Source organism: Pseudomonas sp. BNK-7, assembly GCF_048072025.1.
In the GTDB taxonomy this organism is placed as follows: Bacteria; Pseudomonadota; Gammaproteobacteria; order Pseudomonadales; family Pseudomonadaceae; genus Aquipseudomonas; species Aquipseudomonas danubii.
In genome coordinates this window covers 465,758-490,573 of sequence record NZ_CP182252.1, presented here as the reverse complement: position 1 = coordinate 490,573, position 24,816 = coordinate 465,758, and the positions used below count along the sequence as shown (strand labels likewise).

Sequence of the window (24,816 nt, the reverse complement as noted above, 5' to 3'; positions counted from 1 at the left end):
AGGGCCTGCCTGCAAGGACGCGGCGGGGGGGCCTGGGCGCGGAGTTTACCCTGACGGCGTTCGCGGGCAAGCCCGTTCCTGCGGTAGCAGGTGCCTGTTACAGCGCCGCCAATTGCCCCTGGTACAACACCGGCCCGGTGGGTTGCCCAGTAGGTGAGCCGCCGTGGGGTTCCAGGCTCACCGCGAGGGCGATCGGGGTGCCCAGCAGTTCGCGTTGGGCCGGGCTCAGGTTGATCTTGCCTTGGCCGCCTACCGGCACCACGCCGAGGGAAATCGGCTGGCCGTCGGCAGGGATCGCCCAGAGTTCCAGGCTGCGGTCCAGGCCAACAGCCGCCAGGGTCAGGGGTTCGACTTGCAGGTACTGGGCATGGGCCTTGATCCGCAGGGCCGGTTGCTGGTCGGCGCTGAGCAGGGTGGCGCTGTAGCGCACCTGGTCGCTCTGCTGGATAAAGCCGATGTACAGGGTCGCCAGCACGGCGCAGGCGGCAAGCGCCAGGCGCAGGCGCATCCACAGCGGTTTCTTCTGCGGTACGTGCAGCACTTGCGGTTCGATGCGTGCCTGGATGCCCGCCCAGACCCGTTCCGGCACCGCGGCTTCAGGCAGGGCTTCGGTCAGGCTGGCGAGGCTTTCCTGCCACTGCGCCAGTTCTTCGCGCAGCGCCGGGTCGTCCAGCAGGAGCATTTCGAAGCGCCGGCGGGCGGCGCCCTGCATCAGGCCGATGGCGTAGTCGGCGGCCAGGGCGCGGCGGCGTTCAGGGGTTCGATAGTTCATGATTCAAGGCACCGGCGCAGGCGTTCCATGCCCCGACGAATCCAGGATTTGACCGAGCCCAGGGGCGCGGCCAGGTGTTCGGCCAGCTCCGAGCAGGACAGGCCCTGGAAGTAGGCCACGGTGATGGATTGGCGCTGCATGCCGTCGAGGCTGTCCAGGCAGCGGTTCAGGGCCCGGGCGGCGCGGGCGCTGTCCAGTTGGTCGTGGGCCGAAGGGCTTTGATCCTCCAGCTGTTGTTCTTCGAGTTCGCCCAGGGGCCGTTCGCGCTGTTTGCGCAACTGGTCGATGGCCTGGTTGCGGGTGATGTTGACCATCCAGGTCAGGGGCGCGGACAGGTGCGGCTGGTAGCGCACGGCGTTGTTCCAGATGCGCACGAAGCTTTCCTGCAGCACTTCCTCGGCCAGATCGCGACGGCCCATGAAGCGCAGGGCGACGCCATGCAGGCGCGGGGCAACCATGCGATAGAGGGTTTCGAAGGCCCGGCGATCACCCAGTGAACACTGGGCCAGCAGGTGCCGCAGCTGATCGGTGTCGAGGCTCGAGATGGCGATTCTCCTGACAGGAACTGGGACAAGGGCCAGCGACAAGCGCCGACTGACGCAGCCAGAGATTAGTCCAGGGTGGGTGGTTGTTCCATTCACGTCCTGCTGCCTCATGCCGGAGCCCGAAGGTGGCGCTTGTGGACGATATACGCAGCAGCAGCGCAGCTGGATGCAGGCGCCGGACGGCAGGGCAGGCGCTGGAACATTCGCCTGGGGTTTCAGTCAAAACACTGGTTTCCCGCCGCCCGAGTCCGGACGGTTTCCCGCCCCATGAGGTTGTTTCGATGAATATTCCACGCGGTTTTGCCCTGGCTACCCTGATGACCCTGGCAGCCGGTTCGGCGTTGGCTGGCGGTTTCAGCTTGAGCGATGCGGCCAACGCCATTGCCGGCATGCAGGGTGGCGACAAGGCCGCTGCCGCCGCGCCGACTTCCCAGACCGCCGGCCTGCTGGGCACCCTGGCGCAACTCAATGTCACCCCTGAGCAGGCCATCGGCGGCACCGGCGCCATGCTCGGCCTGGCGAAGAATCAACTCAGCAGCACCGACTATTCGCAACTGAGCCAAAGCGTACCGGGCCTGGACCAGCTCTCGGGCAGCAACGCCCTGGGCAGCCTGGGCGCCTTGAGCGGCCTGCTCGGCCAGTCTTCCGGCAAGAGCGCCGGCCTGGACAGCGCCCTGGGCAACGTCAAGGACACCCAAGACCTGAACAACGCCTTTGGCGCCCTGGGCATGGACAGCGGCATGATCGGCCAGTTTGCCCCGCTGATCCTGCAGTACCTGGGCCAGCAGGGCGTTGGCGGTTCCCTGCTGCAAAGCCTGGGCGGCATCTGGGGCGTGAACCAGTAACGCCTCCCGGCCCCGGCGCGATCGGCGTCGAGGCCATCGGTGGCGGAGCGCTCGGTGTCGAAGCTTCCCCCGAGCCCTGAAACTTTACCTTTGCGCAGTTTTCGCCCCATCCGGCCTGTGCTATATCTCGCGCCCCGTTTTCCAAGGAAGCTTGAACGCGATGTTCATGGATGCACTGAAGATGTCTCTGCCCGCCGACGCGGTGCTCGGTTTCATGCTCTACATGCTGGGCGCTGCCCTGGTGTTTGCCCTCTACGCGTTCATCTACACGCGCCTGACCCCCTATAACGAATTCGCCCTGATCCGCCAGGGCAACAGTGCGGCGTCAATCGCCTTGTCCGGCGCCTTGCTGGGCTTTGCCATTCCGGTGGCCAGCGCGATTTCCCATTCCATCTCGATCATCGATTTCCTGCTCTGGGCCGGCATCGCCGCGGTGGTGCAATTGCTCACGTTCCTGGTGGTCAGCCTGACCCTCAAGGGCCTGTCCCAGCGCATCGCCAACCAGGAAAATTCCGCGGCGATCCTGGTGGCTTCGGTCTCTGTCGGTGTCGGCCTGCTGAATGCGGCCTGCATGACTCCATCGGTCTGAGGGCGCCGGCATGAAACGCAGTAAAAGCGTGCGCCTGGTGCTGCTGGGCAGTGTGCCGTTCGCCCTGGTTGCCTGTGACGGCCAGCCTCAGGCAACCCGCGAAGTGCGCCAGACCCAGCATTTCAGCAGTGTCCGCGACTGCGTACTGGCACAGGTTCCGTCCGCGATCTGCCAGGACGCTTTCGATGATGCCCGCGAGCGTGGAGAGCTGATAGCGCCGCGTTATCTCGACCTGCAACGCTGTGAAGACGACTTCTTCGCGGGCAACTGCATGGTGTCCAGAGACAACCGCGCCTACGTGCCGATTGCCAAGGGCCTCGCCCTGACCACCCAGCGCACGGTGCCGGTTCAGCCCGAAGACGAACAACCCGAGCAGGCCAGCTCCAGCAGTTCGGGTGGTGGTGGTGGTGGTGGTGGTGGTGGTGGTGGTGGTGGTGGTGGTGGTGGTGGTGGTGGTCACTCCTATGGCGCCCGCGCAGGTTCCAGCTTCTGGCGCTGGATCGGCCTGGATTCCACGCCCGAGCCGCGCTATTTCAGCGAGACGCTGTACAAGGAGCGTGACGGTCGGGGCGGCTCGCAACTGAGCACCCTCAGCCAGCAGGTGGAGGCCGGCAAGACCTTCTCCGGCGCCAACGGTGGACGCTTCGGCATTTCCAGCCCGGACCACTTCACCAGCGCCGGCAATCCCCTGGCCGGTGCCCATGAAGTGGTCAGTCGTGGCGGCTTCGGTTCCTCCAGCCGCAGCAGTTGGAGCTTCGGTTCTTGAAGCGCATCGCCAGCACCCCGCGCGCGGATTGGCAGGCCACGGCTCAGCAGTTGGGCTTTGCCTTCCACACTTTCGACGGCGAGCCGTACTGGGACGAGTCGGCCTACTACCGCTTCAGCCTGCGGCAGATCGAGGACGACCTGGAAGACCCGACCCGGGAACTGCACGAGCTGTGCATGGCCCTGGTGGCCGAAGTGGTGGACAGCGAAGCCTTGCTGGAGCGCCTGGCGATCCCTGCGGCCTTTCATGAGTTGATCCGCCAGTCGTGGAAGCAGGGCGACCCCCATCTCTACGGGCGCATGGACCTGTGCTACGACGGCACGGGCCCGGCCAAGCTGCTGGAAACCAACTACGACACGCCAACGTCGTTGTATGAGGCGAGTTTCTTTCAGTACGTCTGGCTTGAGCAGCAGTTGCAGCGCGGGCAGTTGCCGGCTGGCTGCGATCAGTTCAACAGCATCGAGGACAAGCTGCTGCAGGCCTTTGTCCAGGGCGGCTTCAAGTCGCCGATGCACTTCGCCTCGGTGCGGGATTCGCTGGAGGATCGCGGCACCGTCGAATACCTGCGCGACATTGCCCGTCAGGCGGGCCTGGGCACGCGCCTGATCAATATCGAGGACATCGGCCTGAATGCCGGTGGGCGTTTCGTCGACCTGCTGGAGATGCCCATCGACAGCCTGTTCAAGCTCTATCCCTGGGAACAGCTGTTCACCGAAGCCTATGGCCCGGCGCTTGCCGGCAGCGGCACGCAGTTTGTCGAGCCGCCGTGGAAGGCGATTCTTTCCAACAAGGGCGCGCTGGCCCTGCTCTGGGAACGGCACGCGGGGCACCCGAACCTGCTGCCGGCGTTCATCGACGACGATCCCACTGCCAGCCTGGGCCCGGGTTGGGTGCGCAAGCCGTTCTTTTCCCGAGAGGGCGCCAATGTGGAAATCTGCACCGAGGGCGGTGAGCGCCTGATCGAGGCCGGGCCCTATGGCGGGCCGTGCATCCGCCAGCGGTTTCATCCGCTGCCGGTGTTTGCCGGCAATCACACGGTGATTGGCAGTTGGGTGATTGGCGATCAGCCGGCGGGGATTGGCATTCGCGAGGACAACTCGCCGATCACCAAGGACAGCAGTCGTTTCCTGCCCCACGTGATCAGCGATTGATCAGCGGCGTTCGTCCAGCAGTTCGCTGATGCGCTGGTCCTTGTCGGTCCACAGCCGGTTGACCCAGTCCTGCACCTGCTGGCGGAACGCCGGGTCGTTTTCGTAATCGCCGTGCCACAGCGCCGGGTCCAGCTCGCGGGTGCGGATGTCGATGATCACCTTGGGCACGCTGCCGCTGATCAGGTCCCAGAAACCGGGAATGCGTTGCTGGGGATAAACCACGGTCACGTCCAGCACCGCGTCCAGCTGTTCGCCCAGGGCCGCGAGGACGAAGGCCACGCCGCCGGCCTTGGGCTTGAGCAGGTGCTGGAAGGGCGAGTCTTGCTGCTGGCGCTTGGCCTCGGTGAAGCGGGTGCCTTCCAGGTAGTTGACCACGGTCACCGGCTGGCGCTTGAACAGCTCGCAGGCGGCCTTGGTGATCTCCAGGTCCTTGCCTTGCAGCTCCGGGTGCCTGGCCAGGAACGCCTTGCTGTAGCGCTTCATGAAGGGGTAGTCCAGGGCCCACCAGGCCAGACCGAGGAAGGGCACCCAGATCAGCTCCTTCTTGAGGAAGAACTTGAAGAACGGCGTGCGCCGGTTGAGGGTCTGGATCAGCGCCGGGATGTCGACCCAGGACTGGTGGTTGCTCACCACCAGGTAGGAGGTGTCGACCCGCAGGCCTTCGCCGCCGCGAATGTCCCAGCGGGTCGGGATGCACAGGGCGAAGATCAGCTTGTCGATCTCGGCCCAGGTCTCGGCGATCCACATCACCGCGGCCGAGGCGTAATCGCGCAGGCGCCCCGGCAGGACCAGCTTGAGCAAGGCAAACACCATCAGCGGGCCGAACAGCACCAGGGTGTTGAGCAGCAGGAGCAGGGTGACGAAACAGCCGGTGAGCAGGCGGCGCATAAGGCACTCTTTGCAATCTTTTGGGCGCGCCATGATAAGCAGCTTCGGTGGGCAGGCCAAATTCAAGTGTGCTGACGAATGTTTCACTTGGGGGCGGGTAGGGTGTTGGGCAGGCCGGGCCTCTTCGCCGGCAAGCCGGCTCCTGCGGGGCAGCGGTAGAACCAATTCGTTGGCTGCGGTCTAAAATCCCGCTGCCCCTCTCTTCAAGGAATCCACTGTCGTGAAATCTGTCCTTGCTCTTGTTTCGCTGTTGGCGCTGCCGGTGATGGCCGCCGAGCCGACCCTGTATGGCCGTTACGAATACATCCGCCTGCCGGAAATCGGCGAAACCCTGCAGGCCAAGATGGACACCGGGGCCCTGACCGCGTCGCTGTCGGCCAAGGATATCCAGACCTTTACCCGCGACGGGGAAGACTGGGTGCGTTTCCGCCTGGCGACCAAGGATGCCGGGAACAAGGTCTACGAGCACAAGGTGGCGCGGATCAGCAAGATCAAGAGCCGCGCCGACGAGGGCGATGAGGCTGAAGAACCGCAGTCGGCCAAGCGCCCGGTGGTGGAGCTGGAGATGTGCCTGGGCAACGTCAAGCGCACGGTGGAGGTCAACCTCACCGACCGCAGCAGCTTCAACTATCCGCTGCTGATCGGTGCCAAGGCGCTGCGGGAATTCGGTGCGGCGGTGAACCCGGCGCGGCGCTACACCGCGGATAAACCCGACTGCTGATTGACGGCTTACCAGGCATCCGGCACCGTTCGCCCACTGAATTTGCGTGCTTGGATGCCATGCCCCATATCCTGATTGTCGAAGACGAAGCGGCCATTGCCGACACCCTGATCTTTGCCCTGCAAGGCGAAGGTTTCACCACCACCTGGCTGAGCCTGGGGCGTGCAGCCCTGGACTATCAGCAGGCAACCCCGGCGGACCTGATCATCCTCGATATCGGCCTGCCGGATATCAGCGGCTTCGAAACCTGCAAGCAGCTGCGGCGCTTCAGCGAGGTGCCGGTGATGTTCCTCAGCGCCCGGGACGGTGAGATCGACCGGGTGGTGGGCCTGGAAATCGGCGCCGACGATTATGTGGTCAAGCCCTTCAGCCCGCGGGAAGTGGCGGCGCGGGTCAAGGCGATCCTCAAGCGCATGACCCCGCGAGCGGCTCCGGAGGCAGCCCCGGCGCTGTTCGTCATCGACGCCGAGCGGGTGCAGATCAGTTACCGGGCCCAGCCCCTGAGCCTGACCCGGCATGAGTTCCGCCTGCTGCAATGCCTGCTGGAGCAGCCTGAGCGGGTGTTCAGCCGCGAGCAGTTGCTCGATGCCCTGGGGGTGGTGGCGGACGTGGGCTACGAGCGCAATATCGACAGCCACATCAAGAGCCTGCGGGCCAAGCTGCGCCTGGTGGCGGCCGAGGCCGAGCCGATCCAGACCCATCGCGGCCTGGGCTACAGCTACAGCCCGAGCCACGCCTGATGACCTTGGGCATCCGCATCTTCCTGGTCTATTTGCTGTTCATCAGCCTGACCGGCTATTTCGTGCTGAGCACGGTGATGAAGGAGATCCGCCCCGGCGTGCGCCAGTCCACCGAGGAAACCCTGGTGGACACCGCCAACCTGCTGGCGGAGATCCTGCGAGACGACTTCAAGGCCGGCACCCTCAGCGAGAACCGCTGGCCGCAATTGCTGCGGGCCTACGGCGAGCGGCAACCGGCGGCGACCATCTGGGGCCTGCCGAAGAATCAGGTCAACCACCGCATCTACGTCACCGATGCCAAGGGCATCGTGGTCCTGGACTCCAGTGGCCTGGCGGTGGGCCAGGACTATTCGCGCTGGAACGACGTGTACCTGACCCTGCGCGGCCAATATGGCGCGCGTTCGTCGCGCTCGCTGGCCGACGATCCCAATTCCTCGGTGATGCACGTGGGCGCGCCGATCCGCGACAACGGCCAGATCATCGGCGTGGTCACCGTGGCCAAGCCCAACAGTTCCCTGCAGCCCTACGTCGACCGTACCGAACGCCGCCTGCTGTGGTACGGCGCCGGGCTGATTGCCATGGGCCTGCTGTTTGGCGCCTTGCTGTCCTGGTGGCTGAGCGCGGCGCTGCGGCGCATGACCGCCTATGCCCTGGCAGTGAGTGAAGGGCGCCGGGCCGAGCTGCCGCACTATCGCGGTGGCGAGCTGGAACAGTTGGCAACGGCGGTGGAACGCATGCGCACCCAGCTCGAAGGCAAGGCTTATGTCGAGCGCTACGTGCACACCCTGACCCACGAACTGAAGAGCCCCCTGGCGGCGATTCGCGGGGCGGCGGAACTGCTGCAGAGCGAGATGCCCCTGGAGCAGCGCCAGCGCTTCGTCGGCAATATCGACAGTGAAAGCGCGCGCATGCAGCAGTTGATCGAACGCCTGTTGAACCTGGCACAAGTGGAGCAGCGCCAGGGCCTGGAAGAGCGGGTCAGCGTGCCCCTGGTGCCGCTGTGCAAGGAGCTGCTGAACAGCCAGCACGGGCGTATCGAAGGCAAGCAGCTGCAGGTGCAACTGCGGGTGCCGGCGGACCTGGCCTGGTCCGGCGAGCCGTTCCTGCTGCGCCAGGCCCTGGGCAACCTGCTGACCAATGCCCTGGATTTCAGCCCCGTGGGTGGCCTGTTGCGCTGCTCGGCGCAGCGGGTGGAGGACGGCGTTGAACTGGTGCTGTTCAACCAGGGCGAGCCGATTCCGGACTATGCCCTGCCGCGCCTGTGCGAGCGTTTCTATTCCCTGCCGCGCCCGGACAGCGGGCGCAAGAGCACCGGCCTGGGGCTGAATTTCGTCGAGGAAGTGGTGCAACTGCATGGCGGCCAGATGCGCATTGAGAACGTCGCGGGTGGGGTGCAGGTGACCTTGCGGCTGCCCTGAGCGGGGATTCTCCACAGAGTCTCCACATTGCCCCCATAAAACCCCCATGCCCGGGTTCCAGACTCTCGCCCATTCCAACTGGGAGAGCCTCATGAACCGTAACCTGACCTTCAAACTCGGGGCCATTGGCCTGTTGATCGTGCTGTTGCTGATACCGCTGCTGATGATCAGCGGCCTGATCGGCGAGCGCCAGAGCCTGCGCGATGGCGTGCTCGAGGATATCGCCCGCAGCTCCAGCACCCAGCAGCAGATCAGCGGCCCGGTGATGGTGGTGGACTACCGCAAGACCGTGCGCACCTGGAAAACCGACGACAAGACCAAGAAGCGCTACCAGGAAACCAGCGAGCAACAGGGACGGCTGTTCTTCCTGCCCGAGCATTTCGAACTGGACAGCAAGGCCCAGACCGAGCTGCGCGCCCGGGGGATCTACGAGGCGCGGCTGTTCCACGCCGACAACCACATCAGCGGCCACTTTGCGGTGCCCGAGCAATACGGCATCAAGGAGGATTTTGCGGATTACCAGTTCGACCAGCCGTTCCTGGCGGTGGGCATCAGCGATATCCGCGGCATCGAAAACGCCCTGCAACTGCAGCTCAACGGCCAGACCCTGGACTTTGCCCCCGGCACTTTTGTCAGCTGGCTGGACGAAGGCGTGCACGTGCTGCTGCCGCCCCTGGACCTGAAGAAGAACACTCGCCTGGACTTCGCCTTCGACCTGCGCCTGCAGGGCACCGGCCAGTTGCAGGTGCTGCCGGTGGGCAAGACCAGCAAGGTGCTGCTGACGGCCAACTGGCCGCACCCGAGCTTTGTCGGCAACTACCTGCCGGTGCAGCGTGAAGTCACCGAGCAGGGCTTTTCGGCGCTCTGGCAGACCTCGTTCTTCTCCACCAACCTGGAACAGGCCATGGAGCGCTGCGCCTACAGCAGCCAATGCCAGGACTTCAACAGCCGCAGCTTTGGCGTGAGCTTCATCGACCCGGTGGACCAGTACCTGAAAAGCGACCGGGCGATCAAATACGCGCTGCTGTTCATCGGCCTGACCTTTGCCGGCTTCTTTCTCTTCGAGGTGCTCAAGAGCCTGTCGGTGCACCCGATCCAGTACGCCCTGGTGGGCGTGGCACTGGCGTTCTTCTACCTGTTGCTGCTGTCGCTGTCGGAGCACCTGGGTTTCGAACTGGCCTACGGCGTGTCGGCGGCGGCCTGTGTCGGCTTGATCGGTTTCTATGTCAGCCATGTGCTGCACAGCTGGCGTAACGGCGCAGTGTTCGCGCTCTCGCTGGCGGCCTTGTACGGCTTGCTCTATGGCCTGCTCAGCGCCGAGGACTATGCGCTGCTGATGGGCTCGCTGTTGCTGTTTGGCCTGTTGGGCGTGTTCATGGTGCTGACCCGCAAGCTGGACTGGTATGGCCTGGGCCAGAGCAAGACCCCGGCGCCCCTGCAGTTCGACCTGGAGGCCATCCATGAGTAAGTCACTGGGCTTGCGTGAGGACCAGCGTCAGCGCGAGCGCCTGACGCAGCGGATTGGCCAGTTGTTTCCACCGGAGGCGTGGTGGCGGGTGCGCCAGCAAGCTGCTCCCCGTGCTACAGGAGCCGGCTTGCCGGCGAACAGGGCCGAGCGCCTGACCGATTAGAGCGGCGGTCGGGTCTCCAGCATCGACGGCCGCTGACTGACCTCGAAGTACCAGGCCGCGAGCCCGGGCTGTTGCTGGCGCCACTCCAGGTCCGGATGGCGGAAGTCCAGGTAAGCCAGGGCACAGGCGACGCTGATGGCGGCCACGTCGAAGTGGCTGGCCAGCTCGGCCAGCGCCTGCGCCTCAAGCACTGCCAGGGCCCGTCGGATCTTGTCGCGCTGGCCTTCGAGCCACGGCGCCCAGTGGTGTTCCGGTGGCCGCAGGGTCAGCTCGTAACGCACCAGCACTGCCGCCTCCAGGATCCCGTCGGCCAGGGCCGCCAGGGTCAGGCGCCGCCAGCGGGCCGAACCCTCTTGGGGAATCAGTGGGTTGCCGACATGTTGCTGGTCCAGGTACTCGAGGATCACCCGGCTGTCGTAGAGCACCTGGCCGTTGGCCAGGCGCAGGGCAGGAATCTTGCCCAGGGGGTTGTCCTGGTTCAGCGCGTTGTCCGGGTTTACCGGGGTCAGTTGGCAGGCTTGCAGGGCCACACGGTCGAGCTGCCCGGTTTCGTGCAGCAGCACCATGATTTTGCGTACGTAAGGTGATGCCCGGTTGTGGAACAGCGTCATGCTTGGGGTAGACATGAATATTCCTCGCGGTTGGGAACGGAGCACAGGCTCGCGGCCCGAGGATCTTAGCGCAGCCTGTGGCACTGGCCACAGGGGCGGCACAAGGGACAGACAAGGAGCGATGAATGCGCAGGTCCTATCTTTTGCACGGGCTGTACAGTCTGGCCCTGACCCTGTTGGGTGGGCTGGCGGTGTACCTGGCCCTGCAGTACGAGTTCCGCCGCAAGGGCGAGGGTGAGCCTGAGCTGATCATGGCGTTTGCCTACATGGCCTGGTACTGGGCGCTGCCGGCGCTGGCCCTGCCGGCCCTGGGGTGTGGGCTGCTGGGCCTGCGTGGCCCAGAGCCGGTGACCCGGCCCTGGCGCTGGAGCCTGGCGGCGAGCTATGTGCCGCTGCTGGGGCTGGCGCTGTTTTGCGTACTGGTCGCGGCTGAGGCGCTGCTGGAAAACCGCGTGTTCATTCCGGTGCTGCTGATCAGCCTGGGGCTGTCGGTGTATCTGTGGCGCGGTTTCCCCTCGGCAGCCGTCAAGCCGCTCGCCCGCGGCTGAACAAGCCCCGCAGGGCGATCAGCGCCGGCAGGCCCAGGCCGAGCCAGCTCAGGCTGTCCCAGATCCCATCCCCCAGCAGCGCCGCGAACAGGCCGCCGGCGCTGAGCAGGGCCAGGGCCAGCGGCGCCCTGAAGACTTTCCAGAAGTTCGATTGCCGGGGCTTCATGGGCGCACCTGCGCAACCGACTTCGCAGCACGCCGCCGGACTGTCCACAGGTACAGGCCACTGCCCAGGACAATGATGGTCAGCCCATCCATGGTTGCCCACAGCACCTTCATCGGCATGCCGCCGTAGTCACCGAAGTGCAGCGGCTGGGACATGCCCATGGCATCCATGTACCAGGGGCGCGTGCCCACGGCGGTGACCTGCAGGGTGCTGGCGTCGATCAGCACCGGGGTCAGCAGGTGCGAAGTCAGGTGGCTGCTGCCCTTGAGGAACACCGCGTAGTGGTGCTCGCTGGAGAAGCGCGTACCGGGGAAGGCGATGAAGTCCGGCTGCATGCCTGGGGCGGCTTCCCGGGCGATGTCCAGCAGGCGGCTGGCGGGAGCCAGCGCGGTCAGGGGCGGGGCGTCGCGGTAGGGTGCGACCATGGCGCTGAGGCTGTCGTTGCGCCAGGCGGCGATGATCAGGTCGGCGCAGGCGCTGATGACCCCGGTCACCCCCACCACCAGGGCCCAGGTCAGGGTGACCACGCCAATCAGGTTGTGCAGGTCGAGCCAGCGCAGGCGGCTGGATTTGTCCTGGCGCACGCTGGCGAATTTCAAGCGGCGCATGAACGGCAGATAGAGCACGGTGCCAGAGATGATCGCCAGCACGAAGAGGATGCCCATGAAGGCCAGCAGCAGCTTGCCCGGCAGCCCGGCGAACATGTCCACATGCAGGCGCAGCATGACCATCATCAGCCCGCCGTTGGCCGAGGGCATGGCCACGGCTTCGCCGGTGCGGGCGTCGAGCATGAAGGTGTGGGAGGAATTGGGCTCGGTGCCGGCGGTCTTGGCCATGATCGCCATCACACCGTTGGGCTCGTCTTCGTCCCAGCCGAAGTACTGCATGACTTCCCCCGGGCGGTGAGCTTCGGCGGCCTTGACCAGCTGTTGCAGGTCCAGGCGCGGGGTGTCGGCGGGCAGCTCCCGCAGTTGTGGCGCGTCACCCAGCAGGTGGTCGATCTCGTGGTGGAAGATCAGCGGCAGGCCGGTGAGCGCGAGCAGCAGCAGAAATACCGTGCAGATCAGGCTGGTCCAGGTGTGGATAAAGGACCAGCGGCGGATTGTCTTGCTTTTCATTTCTTAGCCTTCAGGCACACCAAGGCCGTCCTTGTCGGACGGCCTGGTTGTTAATTCAGCCGATTACCATTGATAGGTGGCGCTGGCGACCACGCTGCGCTGATCGCCGAAATAGCAGTAGGAACCATCGCAGGTGGACAGGTAGTCCTTGTCGAACAGGTTGGTGGCGTTGAGTTTCAGCGACGCCCCTTTGAGGCTGTTGTCCAGGCGACCGAGGTCGTAATGCACGGCAGCGTCGAACACCGTGTAGGCGTCGGCCTTGCCCAGCCAGGTGTTGGCCTGGTCGCCATAGGTATTGCCGGTGTAGCGGGCGCCGGCACCGATGCCGAAACCGTCGAGTACGCCGGAGTGCCAGGTGTAGTCCGTCCACAGGGAGGCTTGCTGGTTGGGCATCAGCTGCAGGCGGTTGCCTTTGTGGATGCCTTTTTGTACCTCGGACTTGGCCAGGGTGTAGGCCGCGATGACCTTGAGGTTTTCGGTCACGTCAGACACGGCTTCCAGTTCCAGGCCTTTGACCTTCACTTCGCCAGTCTGGTTGGTGATCGATTCGCCTCCTGCCCCGATGCTGGTGACCAGGACATTCTTCTGGGTCAGGTCGTAGACCGCCGCACTCAGCAGCGTGTTCGAACCCGGTGGTTGATACTTGATGCCCAGCTCCCACTGGCTACCTTCCGTGGGTTTATACGATTCGGTCGGTGAAACGCTGGCGTTGCTCGCTGGCTGGAAGGATTCGGCGTAGGAAATGTACGGCACGACACCTGAGTCGAACACATAGCTGAGCGCCGCATTGCCACTGAAGTTCTTGCTGCGATCAGTGTTGGTCGCGTCTTTCTTGTTGAGGTAGGTGGTGCCTTGGTGCACCCAGTCCTCACGGCCACCCAGGGTCAGGCGCCAGTTGTCCAGGGCCATCTGGTCCTGGACGTAGAGGCCGGTCTGAATGGTTTTCTGGTCGTAGTCGTAGTAAGCGTCGGTGCGCGACGGACGAACAATCGGCTGGCCATAGACCGGGTTGAAGATATTGGTTTTGCCCCCGTCGCCATAGATCGACAGGTACGAAGTGCTGGTGCGCTGGTGGTCCAGGCCGATGAGCACGGTGTGGTCGATGTCGCCGGTGGCGAAGTTGGCCTGGAAGTTGTTGTCGACCGCGAACTGGCCGATGTCTTCGTTGACGTTGGTCGAGGTCCGGCTGATGTTGCCCGCCGCATCAGCCGGGGAGTAGGCATAGGAACCCACGGTCAACTGCTGGAAGGACAGCTCCGATTTGGTGTAGCGCAGGTTCTGACGGAACTGCCATACATCGTTGAAGCGGTGCTCGAAGGCGTAGCCCAGGGCGTAGTAGGTGCGGTCGTAGAACTCGTAGTCCGGGTCACCCAGGTTCTTGTGATGGGAGACCTCGCCCAGTGGCGACTTGATCTTGGTGCCCTGGATCGGCATGAACTGGCTGGTGGCACCGGTATCGTCGCGGGTGAACTGCGTGAGCAGGGTCAGCTTGGTATCGGTATCGATGTTCCAGGTCAGGCTGGGGGCAATGTTGTAGCGCTTGTTGTCGATGTGGTCGACCTGGGTGCCGGCATCGCGCACCACGCCGCTGAGCCCATAGAGGAACTGGCCTTCGTCGTCGATCTTGCCGGTGCTGGCGAAGTTGATCTGGCGGTAGTTGTCGCTGCCGTACTGGATCTGCACGGCATGGCTGGTGTCTGCGCTGGGGCGGCGGCTGACCATGTCCAGCAGGCCACCCGGCGGGGTCTGGCCATACACCGAGGACGCCGGGCCGCGCAGCAGGGCCAGGCGGTCGAGGTTCCAGGTTTCCGCTTTCGGGTTGGCATACACACCGCGGGGCAGGGGCAAGCCGTCGAGGAACTGTGTGGGTTCGAAGCCCCGTACACGCATCCAGTCATAGCGGGTGTCGCTGCCGTAGCTGGCAGAAACAATCCCGGGCATGTAACGCACGGCATCGTCGAGGTTCTGGACGTTGCGGTCTTCCATCTGCTGGCGGGTAGCGACGGAAATCGAGCGCGGAGCCTCAACCAGCGAGGTGTCGGTCTTGGTGCCGGCGGCGGTACGTGTGGCGAGGTAACCGTCGACCGGGCCCCAGGCACTCTCGCCAGCCAGCTGGCCAGTGATATTGGTTTCCGGCAAGGTCACCACGCCTTCCGGTGCCGCCACCAGGCTGTAGGTGCCGGCGCTGCTGTGCTCCAGTTGCAAGCCGGTGCCGCGCAGGGCTTCGCGCAAGGCGCCCGGGGCGTCGAACTGGCCATTGACTGGAGCCGAGGTCTTGCCCGCCGCCAGGGCCGGATTCAGGCTCAGGGCCAGGCCAGCCTGACTGGCAATCTGGTTCAGGGTGCTGGCCAGGGGCGCTGCTGGCAGGTTGTAGGCGCGCACGCTGCTGGCCTGTTCGGCGGCCATCAGCGCTGGGCTGGTCAGGGGGGCGCTGAGCGCGATGGCAACGGCCAAGAGACTGGGGCGCAACAGAGTGTCTAGCGGGCGGTACATACGGCGGCTCCTGAATGGAAATGTTTCGCAATTGCCTAGGTGCCGGACGAGATTGGAAAAGTGATAGGGCAGATTGAAAATAATTTAGATTTAGATTGATTGAGGTTAATTCGCTGGCAAGCCAGCTCCTACGGGATCGGTGTAGGAGCGGGCTTGCTGGCGAAGGCCACGACACCGACCTCAGCGCTTGGCGTCAGCCTTGGCCACCACCGTCACCCACCAGTCGGTGTGCCGCTCGATCTTCACGGGCAGGGTCGGCAGCAGGGCATTGAGGGCCAGGTCGGTGTCCTGCAACGGGAAGCTGCCGGTGATCCGCAGGTCGGCCACTTCCGGTGCCACGCCCAGGTGACCGCGGCGATAACGGCCCAGCTCAGCGATCAGGTCACCGAGGCGGGCGTTGTCCACCACCAACATGCCTCGGGTCCAGGCATCGGCGCCCAGGTTCAGCGCCTGCAGCGGCCCGAGACCGTCGCGGCGCATCAGCACTTGTTGGCCTTCCTTGAACACCTGCTCGTCCTGGCCGGCTTCCGGCCGTGCCGCCACCGCCGATTGCAGCACGCCGAGGCGGGTGCCCTGGTCTTCACGCTTGACCAGGAAGCGCGTACCCAGGGCACGCATCCGGCCGTCGCGGGTTTCGACGATGAAGGGGCGACTGTCGTTGTGCCCGGTCTCGATGAGGATTTCGCCTTCCTGGAGAACGATTCGGCGCTGCTTCTCATCGAAGCGCACATCCAGCGCACTGTGGGTATTGAGGTTGATCATCGTGCCGTCTGTCAGGCGTAGGGTGCGCTGCTCACCGGTGGCGGTGCGCTGGTCGGCCAGCCAGTAGTCCACCGGCAGGTAGCGCTCGCTGGCAAACAGCGCCAGCCCCGCCACCAGCACCACGCTGGCGACTCCGCGTCCCATTTTGCGCACGCGCCGGCGCAGGCCTTCGCGAGATTGCACCAAGGCATTGCGGGCCGGGCCGGCCGCCACGCTAAAGCGCTGGTCGAGCATGCCCAACTGGCGCCAGGCGCGGGCGTGTTCTTCATGGGCGGCATGCCATTTGGCGAACTCTTCGCGCTCCACGGCACTGGCGCCGCCGTCCAGGGACAGTTGCCAGGCAATGGCGGCGTCCAGCACCCGGGCGGACACCGGCTTGGAGCTGATGGGGGTCATACCGGCTCCCCGTACAGGGCGATGTAGCACTGGCGGATGCCCTGGGCCAGGTACTGACGCACCCGTGGCACCGAGACACCCAGGCGTTCGGCGATCTCGGCGTGGCTCAGGCCGTCGAGGCGGTTATAGAGGAAGGCCATGCGCGCCTTGCTGGAGAGTTTGCCCAACAGGCGGTCGATGGCCTTGAGGTCTTCGAGGATCATCTGCTGCTCTTCCGGCGACGGTTGTTCGCCTTCGGGGATCAACATCAGTTCACTGAGGTAGGCCTGTTCCAGGGCGGCGCGGCGGAAGTAGTCGAACAGCAGGCCCTTGGCGATGGCCACCAGAAAGGCCCTGGGTTCCCGTGGAGCCTTGAGTTCATCGCGGCCCAGCAGGCGCACGAAGGTGTCCTGGCTCAGGTCCTCGGCCCGTTGAGCGCAGGCAACGTTGCGCCGCAGCCAGGCCAATAGCCAACGGCGATGGTCGCGATACAACGCACCAACCAGCTCATTGTGGGGGCTTTGGACTGACGACAACGGGGCTCACCGATCGAGAAGTTTAAAATAACGAGAACTATTCGCGATTGTGGCAGAGGCGAAACACAGGCGCAATTGGCGCTGGTCGGCTGCTCTTTCCCGAGGGTTGCACGCTTTTTTCTGATGTGGCGAGGGAGCCTGTGCCCTCGCTACGGTCAATTGCCGCGGATCAGAACGAGTGTGCCTGCTGGCGGCGTTTCCATTGGCTGAGGCGCTGTTGCAGGTTCAGCGGGCTGTCAATCTGCTGCTGGCGGGCACGGTTGAACAGGATCAGTGCCAGCTCTGCGGTGGCCAGGGCGTCGGCCGCTGCGTGGTGACGCTCGGCCACTTGCAGCTTGAACACGTTGATCCAGTCATCCAGGCCGGCCTCACGGAAAGCGGCCTTGGGACAGAGCATGGGCGCCATGTCCGCCACGTCGAGGAAACTGTGCTGCAGGCGATAGCCCAGGCTGTCCTTGAGTGCCCGACCGAGCATGTGCTGGTCGAAGGGGGCATGAAACGCCAGGAGCGGGCTGTCACCGACGAACTCCATGAAGTCCAGCAGAGCCTCCACCGGATCGCAGCCGGCGGCGATGGCGCTGGGCCCCAGGCCATGGATCAGCACGCTGGGGCTGAGCTTGTGGCCTTCACGCTGCAGGGTGCGTTCGAACTGCTGGCTGAAGTCGATGGCACCGTCCTCGATCACCACCGCGCCGATGGACAGCACCTGATCGCGGTTGAGGTTGAGGCCGGTGGTTTCCAGGTCCACCACCACCCAGCGTTGCTCTCGCAGGCTGCACTCACCCAGCTCGGTGAACGCGGGCAGGCGGTCGCGGCGTTGTTGCTGTTGGGCCGTCAGGACGCTGACGGCGGGACGGAACCAGGCAAACAGGCTCATGACTGATAGCTCATAACTGGTAGCGCAGGGCCAGGCTGCTTTGCAGGCGCTGGGCCTGGCGCAGGGACTCGCGCAGGATGCGTCGGTCCAGGTGATTGAGGCTGTCGGGGTCGACCCGATTGGAATAGGGCTGGTTCTCCCGGGTCTGGCGTTGATGTTGCTGCATGCGGGTCTGCTGGATGAAGTGGTAGGCCTCTTCATAAGCGGCGCCGTCCAGGGGCTCGATGACCTGCTTGGACACCAGCTGGCGCAGACGCTCCAGGGTGTTGATGGCGCCGATGCCGTTGGCCAGGGCCAGCAGCCGGGCGCCATCGACGAAGGGGGTGAGGCCCTGGACCTTGAGGTCGAGGGTGGCTTTTTCGCCGTTCTTTTTGGCCAGGACGAATTCGCGGAAGCGGCCCACGGGCGGGCGCTGGCGCAAGGCGTTTTCCGCCAGCATGCGCTGGAACAGACGGTTGTCGCCGACTTGGTCGAGGATGGCCCGGCGCAGTTGTTCGGCGCCTTGTTCATCGCCCCAGACCACCCGCAGATCGAAATAGATGCTCGAACCCAGCAGGTTCTCCGGCGTTGCCTCGCGGATGAAGGCGGCAAAGCGTCGGGCCCATTCGGCTCGGGACAGGCACAGCTCGGGGTTGCCGGCCATGATGTTGCCCTTGCACAGGGTAAAGCCGCACAGCGCCAGGCTCTGGTTGATCTGCTGGGCGATGGGCAGCAGCTTGCCGCGGATCTCGGCGGCGTGGGCCGCGTCTCGGGCCTCGAACAGGATGCCGTTGTCCTGGTCGGTGTGCAGGGTCTGTTCGCGCCGGCCTTCGCTGCCGAAGCACAACCAGCTGAAGGGCACGCCGGGGTCGCCCTTGTCCGCCAGGGTCAACTCGATCACCCGGCATACGGTGTGATCGTTGAGCAGGGTGATGATGTGGGTGATCTGGGTCGACGACGCACCGTGGGCCAGCATGCGCTCCACCAGTTGGCCGATCTCGCCTCGCAGCGCCACCAGGTGTTCCACCCGGGGAGCATTGCGGATGGTTCGCGCCAGGTGCACCAGATCGACCCGTTGCAGGGAAAACAGGTCGCGCTCGGAGACCACGCCGCACAGGCGCTGGTCTTTCACCAGGCAGACGTGGGCGATATGGCGCTCGGTCATGGCGATGGCGGCGTCGAAGGCACTGTGGTCCGGGCTGAGGAAGAAAGGGGCCTGGGTCATGTGCTGTTCGATGGGCTGGTTGAGGTCCTGGGTGCGGTCGGCGACGACCTGGCGCAGGTCCCTCAGGGTGAAGATCCCCAGGGGCGCCTTGTGCTCGTCCACCACCACGATGCTGCCTACTTGTTGCTCATGCATCAGCGCCACGGCCTCACGCAGCGGCATCTGTGGGGCGCAGGCGACCGGATGACGCATGGCCAGTTCGCCCAGGCGGGTGTTCAGCGAGTATTGGGTGCCAAGGGTTTCCACGGCCTTTTGCTTGACCTGCTGATTGACCTGATCCAGCAGGCTGCTGACCCCGCGCAAGGCGAAATCGCGGAACTCGTCGGACAAGGCGAAGAGTTTGATGAAGGCGCTCTTGTTCAATTGCAAGCAGAAGGTGTCTTCGGCGGCCCGGTGTTCGGTGCGGGTGGCGCGTTCGCCCAGCAGTGCAGCCAGGGGAAAACATTCGCCGGTGGTGATTTCGAAGGTGGTTTCGGTGCTGCCCTTGGCGGCGTGGGTGCGTTCGCCCACCACGCGTCCCTGCTTGACGATATAGAAGTGCTCAACCGGGCCGTCGGCGGGCTTGATGATGCTGTCGCCGGGCCCGTAGAAACGCAGCTGGCATTGTTCCACCAGATAGGCCAGGTGGAGGTTTTCCATCTGGTTGAAGGGCGGGAACCGCTGCAGGAACTGCACGGTCCCCTGGATGTTCTGCAACACCGCGGTCTTCCCTGCCTGGGTGAAGGCGTCCGCTTTACTCATAACGATTACCGCAGTCTTTTTGGATTTGTTGTGGTCGGATCACGGCAATGGTCGGACTCCCAGCGCGAGGTGCCCATTGGACGTAAGTCTAGGTAGCGGCCGGAGCCCGGACATTTGGCTTTGAGCGGCGTTTAATCAATGCAAAAAAGCTCTGATCAAGGCTCTTGGCAATTTTTCCGACGAAGTGCACATTGGAGGTCTGCTTAGCGATGTCTGACCAATGTGCTAGGGGATTGATCTGTTCATGTAGAGAAATGTATGCCCGACCACGATATTTTGAGTGACGCCGAGCGCGAGGCGCTGAGTGCAGTCATGCTGGAGCCGGATCTGCCGGCCCAGCGGGTATTGATTGCCGATGACGACAAGGATGCACGGGAACTGCTGGCGGAAATTCTTGGCCTGGATGGTATCCGTTGCATCACGGCTGCCAGCGGCAAGGCCGCTCTTGAATTACTCGAATCGAACAAGTCCATCGGCCTGCTGATCACCGATCTGCGCATGGCGCCCTGCAGTGGTCTTGACCTGATTCGCCAGGTGCGGGAATCGGAACGGGCGGCGCTGCCGATCATCATCATTTCCGGTGACGCCGATGTGCGCGACGCCATCGCTGCCATGCACTTGAGCGTGGTGGACTTCCTGCTCAAACCCATCGACACCGGCAAGTTGCTGGCCCTGGTCAAACACGAACTGGGTGTCATTCACTGAGCTGCAAGCGCCGAGTCAGGGCGACACACTAAAAAGCCCCGGCGGACCGGGGCTTTTTGTCTGTTGCCAGGCGTGCTTACAGGCCGTTCTTGGCCTTGAACTCGCGACGACGACGGTGCAATACCGGCTCGGTGTAGCCGTTAGGCTGCTTGGTGCCTTCGATCACCAGCTCCAGGGCGGCCTGGAAGGCGATGTTGCTGTCGAAGTCCGGAGCCAGCGGGCGGTACAGCGGGTCACCGGCGTTCTGCCGGTCGACCACCGGGGCCATGCGCTTGAGGCTTTCCAGCACCTGCGCCTGGGTGACCACACCGTGGCGCAGCCAGTTGGCGATGTGCTGGCTGGAGATGCGCAGGGTGGCGCGGTCTTCCATCAGGCCAACGTCGTTGATGTCCGGCACTTTCGAGCAACCCACGCCCTGGTCGATCCAGCGCACCACGTAACCGAGAATGCCCTGGGCGTTGTTGTCCAGTTCGTTCTTGATCTGCTCGGCCGACCAGTTGGTGTCGCTGGCCAGAGGGATGGTCAGGATGTCGTCCACCGAAGCGCGGGCACGCTTGGCCAGTTCGGCCTGCCGGGCGAACACGTCGACCTTGTGGTAGTGCAGTACGTGCAGGGCGGCGGCGGTCGGCGACGGCACCCAGGCGGTGTTGGCACCGGCCAGCGGGTGGGCGATCTTCTGTTCGAGCATGGCGGCCATCAGGTCCGGCATGGCCCACATGCCCTTGCCGATCTGCGCACGGCCTTGCAGGCCGGTGGACAGGCCGATATCGACGTTCCAGTTCTCGTAGGCGCCGATCCATTTCTCGGCCTTCATGTCGGCCTTGCGCACCATGGCGCCGGCTTCCATGGAGGTGTGGATCTCGTCACCGGTGCGGTCGAGGAAGCCGGTGTTGATGAACACCACGCGCTCGCTGGCCGCCTTGATGCAGGCCTTGAGGTTGACCGTGGTGCGGCGCTCCTCGTCCATGATCCCGACTTTCAGGGTATTGCGCGGCAGGTTCAGCACCTCTTCGATGCGGCCGAACAGTTCGTTGGTGAACGCGGCTTCTTCAGGGCCGTGCATCTTCGGCTTGACGATGTATACCGAGCCGGTGCGGCTGTTCTTGCGCGAGGTGTTGCCGTTGAGGTTGTGGATCGCCGCGAGGCTGGTGACCAGGCCGTCGAGGATGCCTTCCGGCACTTCGTTGCCATGCTTGTCGAGGATCGCGTCGATGGTCATCAAGTGGCCGACGTTACGCACGAACAGCAGCGAACGGCCGTGCAGCTTCACCGGCTCACCGTTGACGCCGGTGTACTCGAGGTCGGCATTCATGGTGCGGGTAAAGGACTTGCCGCCCTTGGAAACCTCTTCCGCCAGGTCGCCCTTCATCAGGCCGAGCCAGTTGCGGTAGATCACCACTTTGTCGTCGGCATCAACCGCGGCAACCGAGTCTTCGCAGTCCATGATGGTGGTCAGGGCCGCTTCCATCAGCAGGTCCTTGACCCCGGCGGCGTCGGTCTGGCCGACCGGGCTTGCGGCGTCGATCTGGATCTCGAAGTGCAGGCCGTTGTGCTTGAGCAGGATCGCGGTAGGAGCTGCGGCGTCGCCCTGGTAGCCGATCAGTTGCGCGTCGTTGCGCAGGCCGCTGTTGCTGCCGCCCTTGAGGCCCACCACCAGCTTGCCGCCGACGATCTTGTAGCTCACGGAGTCCACGTGGGAGCCGGCGGTCAGTGGCGCCGATTCATCGAGGAAGGCGCGGGCGAAGGCGATGACCTTGTCGCCGCGAACCTTGTTGTAGCCTTTGCCTTTTTCCGCGCCATCGGCTTCGCTGATGGCGTCGGTGCCGTACAGCGCGTCGTACAGCGAGCCCCAGCGGGCGTTGGAGGCGTTGAGGGCGAAGCGCGCGTTCATCACCGGCACTACCAACTGCGGGCCGGCCATGTGGGCTATTTCTTCATCGACGTTCTGGGTGCTGGCCTGGAAGTCAGCCGCTTCTGGCAGCAGGTAGCCGATGTCTTGCAGGAAGGCTTTGTAGGCCACGGCATCGTGTGCCTGGCCGGCACGGGACTGGTGCCAGGCATCGATCCGCGCCTGGAAATCATCGCGTTTGGCGAGTAGGGCTTTGTTCTTCGGCGCCAGGTCGTGGATGACCTTGTCGGCACCGGCCCAGAATGCGTCGGCGGTGAGGCCGGTACCGGGAATGGCTTCGTTGTTCACGAAGTCGAACAGGACTCTGGCGACCTGCAGGCCACCGACTTGAACGTGTTCAGTCATTGCTTGCCTCACTCTGCTCAGCTATTTCGCTTTTCAGCTCTTCAAATTAACAATGAAGCCGGCGGCCATTTAAAGCACAACCCTGTTCACCAGTACATGCCATTGCTGGCGGCTGGGTGCTTCCAATCAACGGCGGAGCCTTGCTGATGGGCGGTTGCGAGGGTTGCGATCAGGCCTTGGCAGACATCGTTCCAACGTTATGTAGTGCGCGCTGCGGCATACTACATGATGAATTGCGCTTGTGAAAATTAGACTAAATACGTCGTTCCGCGACTTAAGAATGCAGTGCGGTCACGCTGGGGAACGTGATGTTCTCAAAAAAGCTGGTGGATTGTTCCATATAAATACAAAAAGTTGTACACGATTTGTGTTTTGCCCTGCGCGCCCACGTAGGAGCCGGATTGCCGGCGAATGGGCCTTCGGGGGTTGCGTCGGCCTTGCGGGCACTTTCGCTGGCAAGCCAGCGCCTACGCAAGCTGCTGCGATGTGGGTTGGAAGGCGCGGGGAATGAGGCTGCCTATAATTGCTCTTTCATCAAGCAAAGAGGGCTGCGCCATGGACCATCTCGTTCTCACGGTTTTCGCCCCGGACAAGGCCGGACAGGTCGAGCGTATTGCCCAGTGCATCGCCGAGCACGGCGGCAACTGGCTGGAAAGCCGTCTGTCGCGCATGGCGGGGCAGTTTGCCGGCATCTTGCGGGTCGGGGTCCCGGCCGAGGCCTACGATGAGCTGGTGGATGCCTTGCAGGGGCTCTCCGCCCAGGGCATCCGGGTATTGATCGCCGAAAGCGGCATCGAGCAGTCCTGCACCTGGAAGCCCATCGCCATGGAGCTGGTGGGCAATGATCGTCCGGGAATCGTCCGGGATATCACCCGCTTGCTGGCGGAGCAGGGGGTCAACCTCGAACGGCTGGTGACCGAGGTGCGCCCAGCGCCCATGAGCAGCGAGCCGTTGTTTCATGCCGAGGCGATTCTGGCGGTGCCCCTGACGTTGTCCCTGGAGGTATTGCAGTCGCGCCTGGAAACCCTGGCCGACGATCTGATGGTGGAGTTGGTGCTGCGCAGCGAGGTCTGAACACCGTCCCGCAGGTTATCCCAGTAATCCGTGCATGCGCCTGTGGATAACCTGTAGAGACCTGTCGCCAGCCCAGTGCAGCCGCGGCTTAGCCCGCTCTGATCAAAAAACCAGCAGTTTCAAGGGCTTGTGCACAAACGGCGGGGATCAGGTTGTGGATAACCTTGGGAAGAACCGCTGCAGGCCACGAATGGCCTGGCCTGCAGGGCGTTGTACGTTTATTGATCAGCGGCGGCCGCGCAGGCTGAGCCAGGCATCGACGCTGTACACCGCCAGGCCGGCCCAGATGAACATGAACGCCAGCAAGGTGCTGGAGGACAGGTGTTCGCCAAACAGCAGCACCGCTTGCAGCAGCACCAGGGTTGGCGCCAGGTACTGAAGGAAGCCCAGGGTGGTGTAGGGCAAGTGTCGAGCCGCGGCGTTGAAGCACACCAGCGGGATCAGCGTGACCGGGCCGGCGGCTACCAGCCACCAGGCTTCGGAGCTGGTCCAGAAGGCGGCATGGGCACTGCTGGCTTCGGGGTGCAGGAGCAGCCAGGCCATGGCGATGGGCACCAGCATCCAGGTTTCCACCACCAGCCCGGGCAAGGCCTTGACCGGGGCCTGTTTACGGATCAGGCCATAGAAGCCGAAGCTCAGGGCCAGTATCAGTGAGACCCAGGGCAAACTGCCTACTTGCCACACTTGCTGGGCCACGCCCACCGCCGCCAGGATCACCGCCAGCCACTGCATGCGCCGCAGGCGTTCGCCAAGAATCAGCATGCCCAGCAGCACATTGATCAGGGGATTGATGTAGTAGCCCAGGCTGGCCTCAAGCATGCGCCCATTGTTCACGGCCCAGACATAGGTCAGCCAGTTGCCGGCGATCAGGGTGCCACTCAGGGCCAGGATGGCCAGGCGCCTGGGGTTTTCTCGCAGCTCGCGCCACCAGCCGGGATGTTTCCATACCATCAGCAACACAGCGCCGAACAGCGCCGACCAGAGTACCCGGTGGACGATGATTTCCACGGCCGGAACGCTGGCGATGGCTTTGAAGTAGATCGGAAACAGACCCCAGATGATGTAGGCGGTCAGGCCCAGGATGTACCCGCGACGCGGGTTGGCGGCTTGCATGCAGAGTCCTTGCTTAGGCAGCTAACGAAGACGGGATTGTAAGGACAATTGTCAGGACATGTCCTGACTTTTGCGCCGCCCGTTTCTGTGGGGGAGGGCTGGTAGGCAATGGCGAACTTACGGGCCTCTTCGCTGGCGAGCCAGCTCCTACGGTTGGCGTTGTATCGAGGCGG

The 24,816-nt window shown here is 64.1% G+C and carries 25 protein-coding genes; 12 read left to right on the top strand and 13 right to left on the bottom strand.

Features of this window, described 5'->3' with window-relative positions; all coding sequences use genetic code 11:
- Positions 1-97: 97 nt before the first annotated feature.
- Both ACMGF8_RS02315 and ACMGF8_RS02310 read right to left on the bottom strand, forming a co-directional pair.
- Positions 98-772: an anti-sigma factor gene (locus ACMGF8_RS02315; RefSeq protein ID WP_207166672.1), complete on the bottom strand. Its 675-nt coding sequence runs from the start codon at positions 770-772 to the stop codon at positions 98-100.
- Entirely contained in the window at positions 769-1,413 is a 645-nt protein-coding gene (locus tag ACMGF8_RS02310; RefSeq protein ID WP_060841432.1) for a sigma-70 family RNA polymerase sigma factor, read from the bottom strand. Before ACMGF8_RS02310 ends, ACMGF8_RS02315 begins: the two co-directional genes overlap by 4 nt.
- Before the next feature lie 185 nt (positions 1,414-1,598).
- Between ACMGF8_RS02310 and ACMGF8_RS02305 the strand changes: the two genes are divergently transcribed.
- The 4 genes from ACMGF8_RS02305 to ACMGF8_RS02290 all read left to right on the top strand — a co-directional run bounded on the left by ACMGF8_RS02305 (position 1,599) and on the right by ACMGF8_RS02290 (position 4,668).
- Positions 1,599-2,162, top strand: coding sequence for a DUF2780 domain-containing protein (locus ACMGF8_RS02305; RefSeq protein WP_416758569.1), 564 nt, complete (start codon positions 1,599-1,601; stop codon positions 2,160-2,162).
- Between the two features lie 160 nt (positions 2,163-2,322).
- Positions 2,323-2,751: a DUF350 domain-containing protein gene (locus ACMGF8_RS02300; protein WP_016963056.1), complete on the top strand. Its 429-nt coding sequence runs from the start codon at positions 2,323-2,325 to the stop codon at positions 2,749-2,751.
- Positions 2,752-2,761: 10 nt separating this feature from the next.
- Complete coding sequence (locus tag ACMGF8_RS02295; RefSeq protein WP_416758567.1) at positions 2,762-3,517, top strand: DUF1190 domain-containing protein; 756 nt, start codon at positions 2,762-2,764, stop codon at positions 3,515-3,517.
- Positions 3,514-4,668: a glutathionylspermidine synthase family protein gene (locus tag ACMGF8_RS02290; RefSeq protein WP_102861977.1), complete on the top strand. Its 1,155-nt coding sequence runs from the start codon at positions 3,514-3,516 to the stop codon at positions 4,666-4,668. The genes ACMGF8_RS02295 and ACMGF8_RS02290 overlap by 4 nt, the downstream gene beginning before the upstream one ends.
- Here the strand turns inward: ACMGF8_RS02290 and ACMGF8_RS02285 are convergent, their stop codons facing one another.
- The gene (locus ACMGF8_RS02285; RefSeq protein ID WP_416758564.1) at positions 4,669-5,556 is read right to left on the bottom strand and encodes an acyltransferase; all 888 of its coding nucleotides are present in this window, start codon (positions 5,554-5,556) and stop codon (positions 4,669-4,671) included.
- 220 nt (positions 5,557-5,776) lie between these two features.
- On the opposite strand from ACMGF8_RS02285, the gene ACMGF8_RS02280 reads away from it, so the two are divergent.
- From ACMGF8_RS02280 to ACMGF8_RS02260, 5 genes are all read left to right on the top strand, one after another.
- Complete coding sequence (locus ACMGF8_RS02280) at positions 5,777-6,277, top strand: ATP-dependent zinc protease (RefSeq protein WP_102861975.1); 501 nt, start codon at positions 5,777-5,779, stop codon at positions 6,275-6,277.
- Between the two features lie 59 nt (positions 6,278-6,336).
- Positions 6,337-7,017 (top strand): two-component system response regulator CreB, encoded by a 681-nt coding sequence (gene creB / locus ACMGF8_RS02275; protein ID WP_102862525.1) that lies wholly within the window; start codon positions 6,337-6,339, stop codon positions 7,015-7,017.
- On the top strand, positions 7,017-8,435 hold the full coding sequence (gene creC, locus ACMGF8_RS02270; protein WP_102861974.1) for a two-component system sensor histidine kinase CreC: 1,419 nt from the start codon (positions 7,017-7,019) through the stop codon (positions 8,433-8,435). Before creB ends, creC begins: the two co-directional genes overlap by 1 nt.
- 91 nt (positions 8,436-8,526) lie before the next feature.
- A complete protein-coding gene (gene creD / locus ACMGF8_RS02265; RefSeq protein ID WP_060844811.1) occupies positions 8,527-9,903 on the top strand; it encodes a cell envelope integrity protein CreD in 1,377 nt (458 codons plus the stop codon).
- Positions 9,896-10,066 carry a hypothetical protein gene (locus ACMGF8_RS02260; protein WP_170002889.1) on the top strand — a complete coding sequence of 57 codons (171 nt, stop codon included), beginning with the start codon at positions 9,896-9,898 and terminating at the stop codon, positions 10,064-10,066. The genes creD and ACMGF8_RS02260 overlap by 8 nt, the downstream gene beginning before the upstream one ends.
- Here ACMGF8_RS02260 and ACMGF8_RS02255 read toward each other — a convergent pair.
- Positions 10,063-10,692: a glutathione S-transferase gene (locus tag ACMGF8_RS02255; RefSeq protein WP_102861972.1), complete on the bottom strand. Its 630-nt coding sequence runs from the start codon at positions 10,690-10,692 to the stop codon at positions 10,063-10,065. The genes ACMGF8_RS02260 and ACMGF8_RS02255 overlap by 4 nt on opposite strands.
- A gap of 110 nt (positions 10,693-10,802) precedes the next feature.
- On the opposite strand from ACMGF8_RS02255, the gene ACMGF8_RS02250 reads away from it, so the two are divergent.
- Positions 10,803-11,225, top strand: a complete 423-nt coding sequence (locus tag ACMGF8_RS02250; protein WP_102861971.1) for a hypothetical protein — start codon at positions 10,803-10,805, stop codon at positions 11,223-11,225.
- Here the strand turns inward: ACMGF8_RS02250 and ACMGF8_RS02245 are convergent.
- From ACMGF8_RS02245 to ACMGF8_RS02215, 7 genes are all read right to left on the bottom strand, one after another.
- Positions 11,203-11,391 carry a hypothetical protein gene (locus tag ACMGF8_RS02245; RefSeq protein ID WP_102861970.1) on the bottom strand — a complete coding sequence of 63 codons (189 nt, stop codon included), beginning with the start codon at positions 11,389-11,391 and terminating at the stop codon, positions 11,203-11,205. The genes ACMGF8_RS02250 and ACMGF8_RS02245 overlap by 23 nt on opposite strands.
- Positions 11,388-12,509: a PepSY-associated TM helix domain-containing protein gene (locus ACMGF8_RS02240; RefSeq protein WP_416758560.1), complete on the bottom strand. Its 1,122-nt coding sequence runs from the start codon at positions 12,507-12,509 to the stop codon at positions 11,388-11,390. The genes ACMGF8_RS02245 and ACMGF8_RS02240 overlap by 4 nt, the downstream gene beginning before the upstream one ends.
- 63 nt (positions 12,510-12,572) lie before the next feature.
- Positions 12,573-15,002, bottom strand: coding sequence for a TonB-dependent siderophore receptor (locus ACMGF8_RS02235; protein WP_102861968.1), 2,430 nt, complete (start codon positions 15,000-15,002; stop codon positions 12,573-12,575).
- Positions 15,003-15,182: 180 nt separating this feature from the next.
- Positions 15,183-16,160: a FecR domain-containing protein gene (locus ACMGF8_RS02230; protein WP_416758557.1), complete on the bottom strand. Its 978-nt coding sequence runs from the start codon at positions 16,158-16,160 to the stop codon at positions 15,183-15,185.
- Positions 16,157-16,675, bottom strand: coding sequence for an RNA polymerase sigma factor (locus ACMGF8_RS02225; RefSeq protein WP_102861966.1), 519 nt, complete (start codon positions 16,673-16,675; stop codon positions 16,157-16,159). The genes ACMGF8_RS02230 and ACMGF8_RS02225 overlap by 4 nt, the downstream gene beginning before the upstream one ends.
- Before the next feature lie 169 nt (positions 16,676-16,844).
- Positions 16,845-17,552 carry a PolC-type DNA polymerase III gene (locus tag ACMGF8_RS02220; protein WP_115581090.1) on the bottom strand — a complete coding sequence of 236 codons (708 nt, stop codon included), beginning with the start codon at positions 17,550-17,552 and terminating at the stop codon, positions 16,845-16,847.
- Between the two features lie 10 nt (positions 17,553-17,562).
- Positions 17,563-19,497, bottom strand: coding sequence for a putative nucleotidyltransferase substrate binding domain-containing protein (locus ACMGF8_RS02215; RefSeq protein WP_284450953.1), 1,935 nt, complete (start codon positions 19,495-19,497; stop codon positions 17,563-17,565).
- A 258-nt stretch (positions 19,498-19,755) separates the two neighbouring features.
- Here ACMGF8_RS02215 and ACMGF8_RS02210 point away from each other — a divergent pair, with 258 nt between their 5' ends.
- Positions 19,756-20,202: a response regulator gene (locus tag ACMGF8_RS02210; protein ID WP_102861963.1), complete on the top strand. Its 447-nt coding sequence runs from the start codon at positions 19,756-19,758 to the stop codon at positions 20,200-20,202.
- A 76-nt stretch (positions 20,203-20,278) separates the two neighbouring features.
- Here the strand turns inward: ACMGF8_RS02210 and ACMGF8_RS02205 are convergent, their stop codons facing one another.
- Positions 20,279-22,456, bottom strand: a complete 2,178-nt coding sequence (locus tag ACMGF8_RS02205) for a malate synthase G (protein WP_416758554.1) — start codon at positions 22,454-22,456, stop codon at positions 20,279-20,281.
- A gap of 555 nt (positions 22,457-23,011) precedes the next feature.
- Here ACMGF8_RS02205 and ACMGF8_RS02200 point away from each other — a divergent pair.
- The gene (locus tag ACMGF8_RS02200; RefSeq protein ID WP_016964741.1) at positions 23,012-23,530 is read left to right on the top strand and encodes a glycine cleavage system protein R; all 519 of its coding nucleotides are present in this window, start codon (positions 23,012-23,014) and stop codon (positions 23,528-23,530) included.
- Between the two features lie 225 nt (positions 23,531-23,755).
- Here the strand turns inward: ACMGF8_RS02200 and rarD are convergent, their stop codons facing one another.
- Positions 23,756-24,643 (bottom strand): EamA family transporter RarD, encoded by an 888-nt coding sequence (rarD, locus tag ACMGF8_RS02195; protein ID WP_115581087.1) that lies wholly within the window; start codon positions 24,641-24,643, stop codon positions 23,756-23,758.
- Between the last annotated feature and the right edge of the window lie 173 nt (positions 24,644-24,816).

What these genes read in the sequence shown, in the direction of transcription:
- ACMGF8_RS02315 (WP_207166672.1), bottom strand. Translation starts at nt 772, where the DNA reads ATGAACTATCGAACCCCTGAACGCCGCCGCGCCCTGGCCGCCGACTAC.
- ACMGF8_RS02305 (WP_416758569.1), top strand. Translation starts at nt 1,599, where the DNA reads ATGAATATTCCACGCGGTTTTGCCCTGGCTACCCTGATGACCCTGGCA.
- ACMGF8_RS02300 (WP_016963056.1), top strand. Translation starts at nt 2,323, where the DNA reads ATGTTCATGGATGCACTGAAGATGTCTCTGCCCGCCGACGCGGTGCTC.
- ACMGF8_RS02295 (WP_416758567.1), top strand. Translation starts at nt 2,762, where the DNA reads ATGAAACGCAGTAAAAGCGTGCGCCTGGTGCTGCTGGGCAGTGTGCCG.
- ACMGF8_RS02285 (WP_416758564.1), bottom strand. Translation starts at nt 5,556, where the DNA reads ATGCGCCGCCTGCTCACCGGCTGTTTCGTCACCCTGCTCCTGCTGCTC.
- creB (WP_102862525.1), top strand. Translation starts at nt 6,337, where the DNA reads ATGCCCCATATCCTGATTGTCGAAGACGAAGCGGCCATTGCCGACACC.
- creC (WP_102861974.1), top strand. Translation starts at nt 7,017, where the DNA reads ATGACCTTGGGCATCCGCATCTTCCTGGTCTATTTGCTGTTCATCAGC.
- creD (WP_060844811.1), top strand. Translation starts at nt 8,527, where the DNA reads ATGAACCGTAACCTGACCTTCAAACTCGGGGCCATTGGCCTGTTGATC.
- ACMGF8_RS02260 (WP_170002889.1), top strand. Translation starts at nt 9,896, where the DNA reads ATGAGTAAGTCACTGGGCTTGCGTGAGGACCAGCGTCAGCGCGAGCGC.
- ACMGF8_RS02255 (WP_102861972.1), bottom strand. Translation starts at nt 10,692, where the DNA reads ATGTCTACCCCAAGCATGACGCTGTTCCACAACCGGGCATCACCTTAC.
- ACMGF8_RS02250 (WP_102861971.1), top strand. Translation starts at nt 10,803, where the DNA reads ATGCGCAGGTCCTATCTTTTGCACGGGCTGTACAGTCTGGCCCTGACC.
- ACMGF8_RS02245 (WP_102861970.1), bottom strand. Translation starts at nt 11,391, where the DNA reads ATGAAGCCCCGGCAATCGAACTTCTGGAAAGTCTTCAGGGCGCCGCTG.
- ACMGF8_RS02240 (WP_416758560.1), bottom strand. Translation starts at nt 12,509, where the DNA reads ATGAAAAGCAAGACAATCCGCCGCTGGTCCTTTATCCACACCTGGACC.
- ACMGF8_RS02235 (WP_102861968.1), bottom strand. Translation starts at nt 15,002, where the DNA reads ATGTACCGCCCGCTAGACACTCTGTTGCGCCCCAGTCTCTTGGCCGTT.
- ACMGF8_RS02230 (WP_416758557.1), bottom strand. Translation starts at nt 16,160, where the DNA reads ATGACCCCCATCAGCTCCAAGCCGGTGTCCGCCCGGGTGCTGGACGCC.
- ACMGF8_RS02220 (WP_115581090.1), bottom strand. Translation starts at nt 17,552, where the DNA reads ATGAGCCTGTTTGCCTGGTTCCGTCCCGCCGTCAGCGTCCTGACGGCC.
- ACMGF8_RS02215 (WP_284450953.1), bottom strand. Translation starts at nt 19,497, where the DNA reads ATGAGTAAAGCGGACGCCTTCACCCAGGCAGGGAAGACCGCGGTGTTG.
- ACMGF8_RS02210 (WP_102861963.1), top strand. Translation starts at nt 19,756, where the DNA reads ATGCCCGACCACGATATTTTGAGTGACGCCGAGCGCGAGGCGCTGAGT.
- ACMGF8_RS02205 (WP_416758554.1), bottom strand. Translation starts at nt 22,456, where the DNA reads ATGACTGAACACGTTCAAGTCGGTGGCCTGCAGGTCGCCAGAGTCCTG.
- ACMGF8_RS02200 (WP_016964741.1), top strand. Translation starts at nt 23,012, where the DNA reads ATGGACCATCTCGTTCTCACGGTTTTCGCCCCGGACAAGGCCGGACAG.
- rarD (WP_115581087.1), bottom strand. Translation starts at nt 24,643, where the DNA reads ATGCAAGCCGCCAACCCGCGTCGCGGGTACATCCTGGGCCTGACCGCC.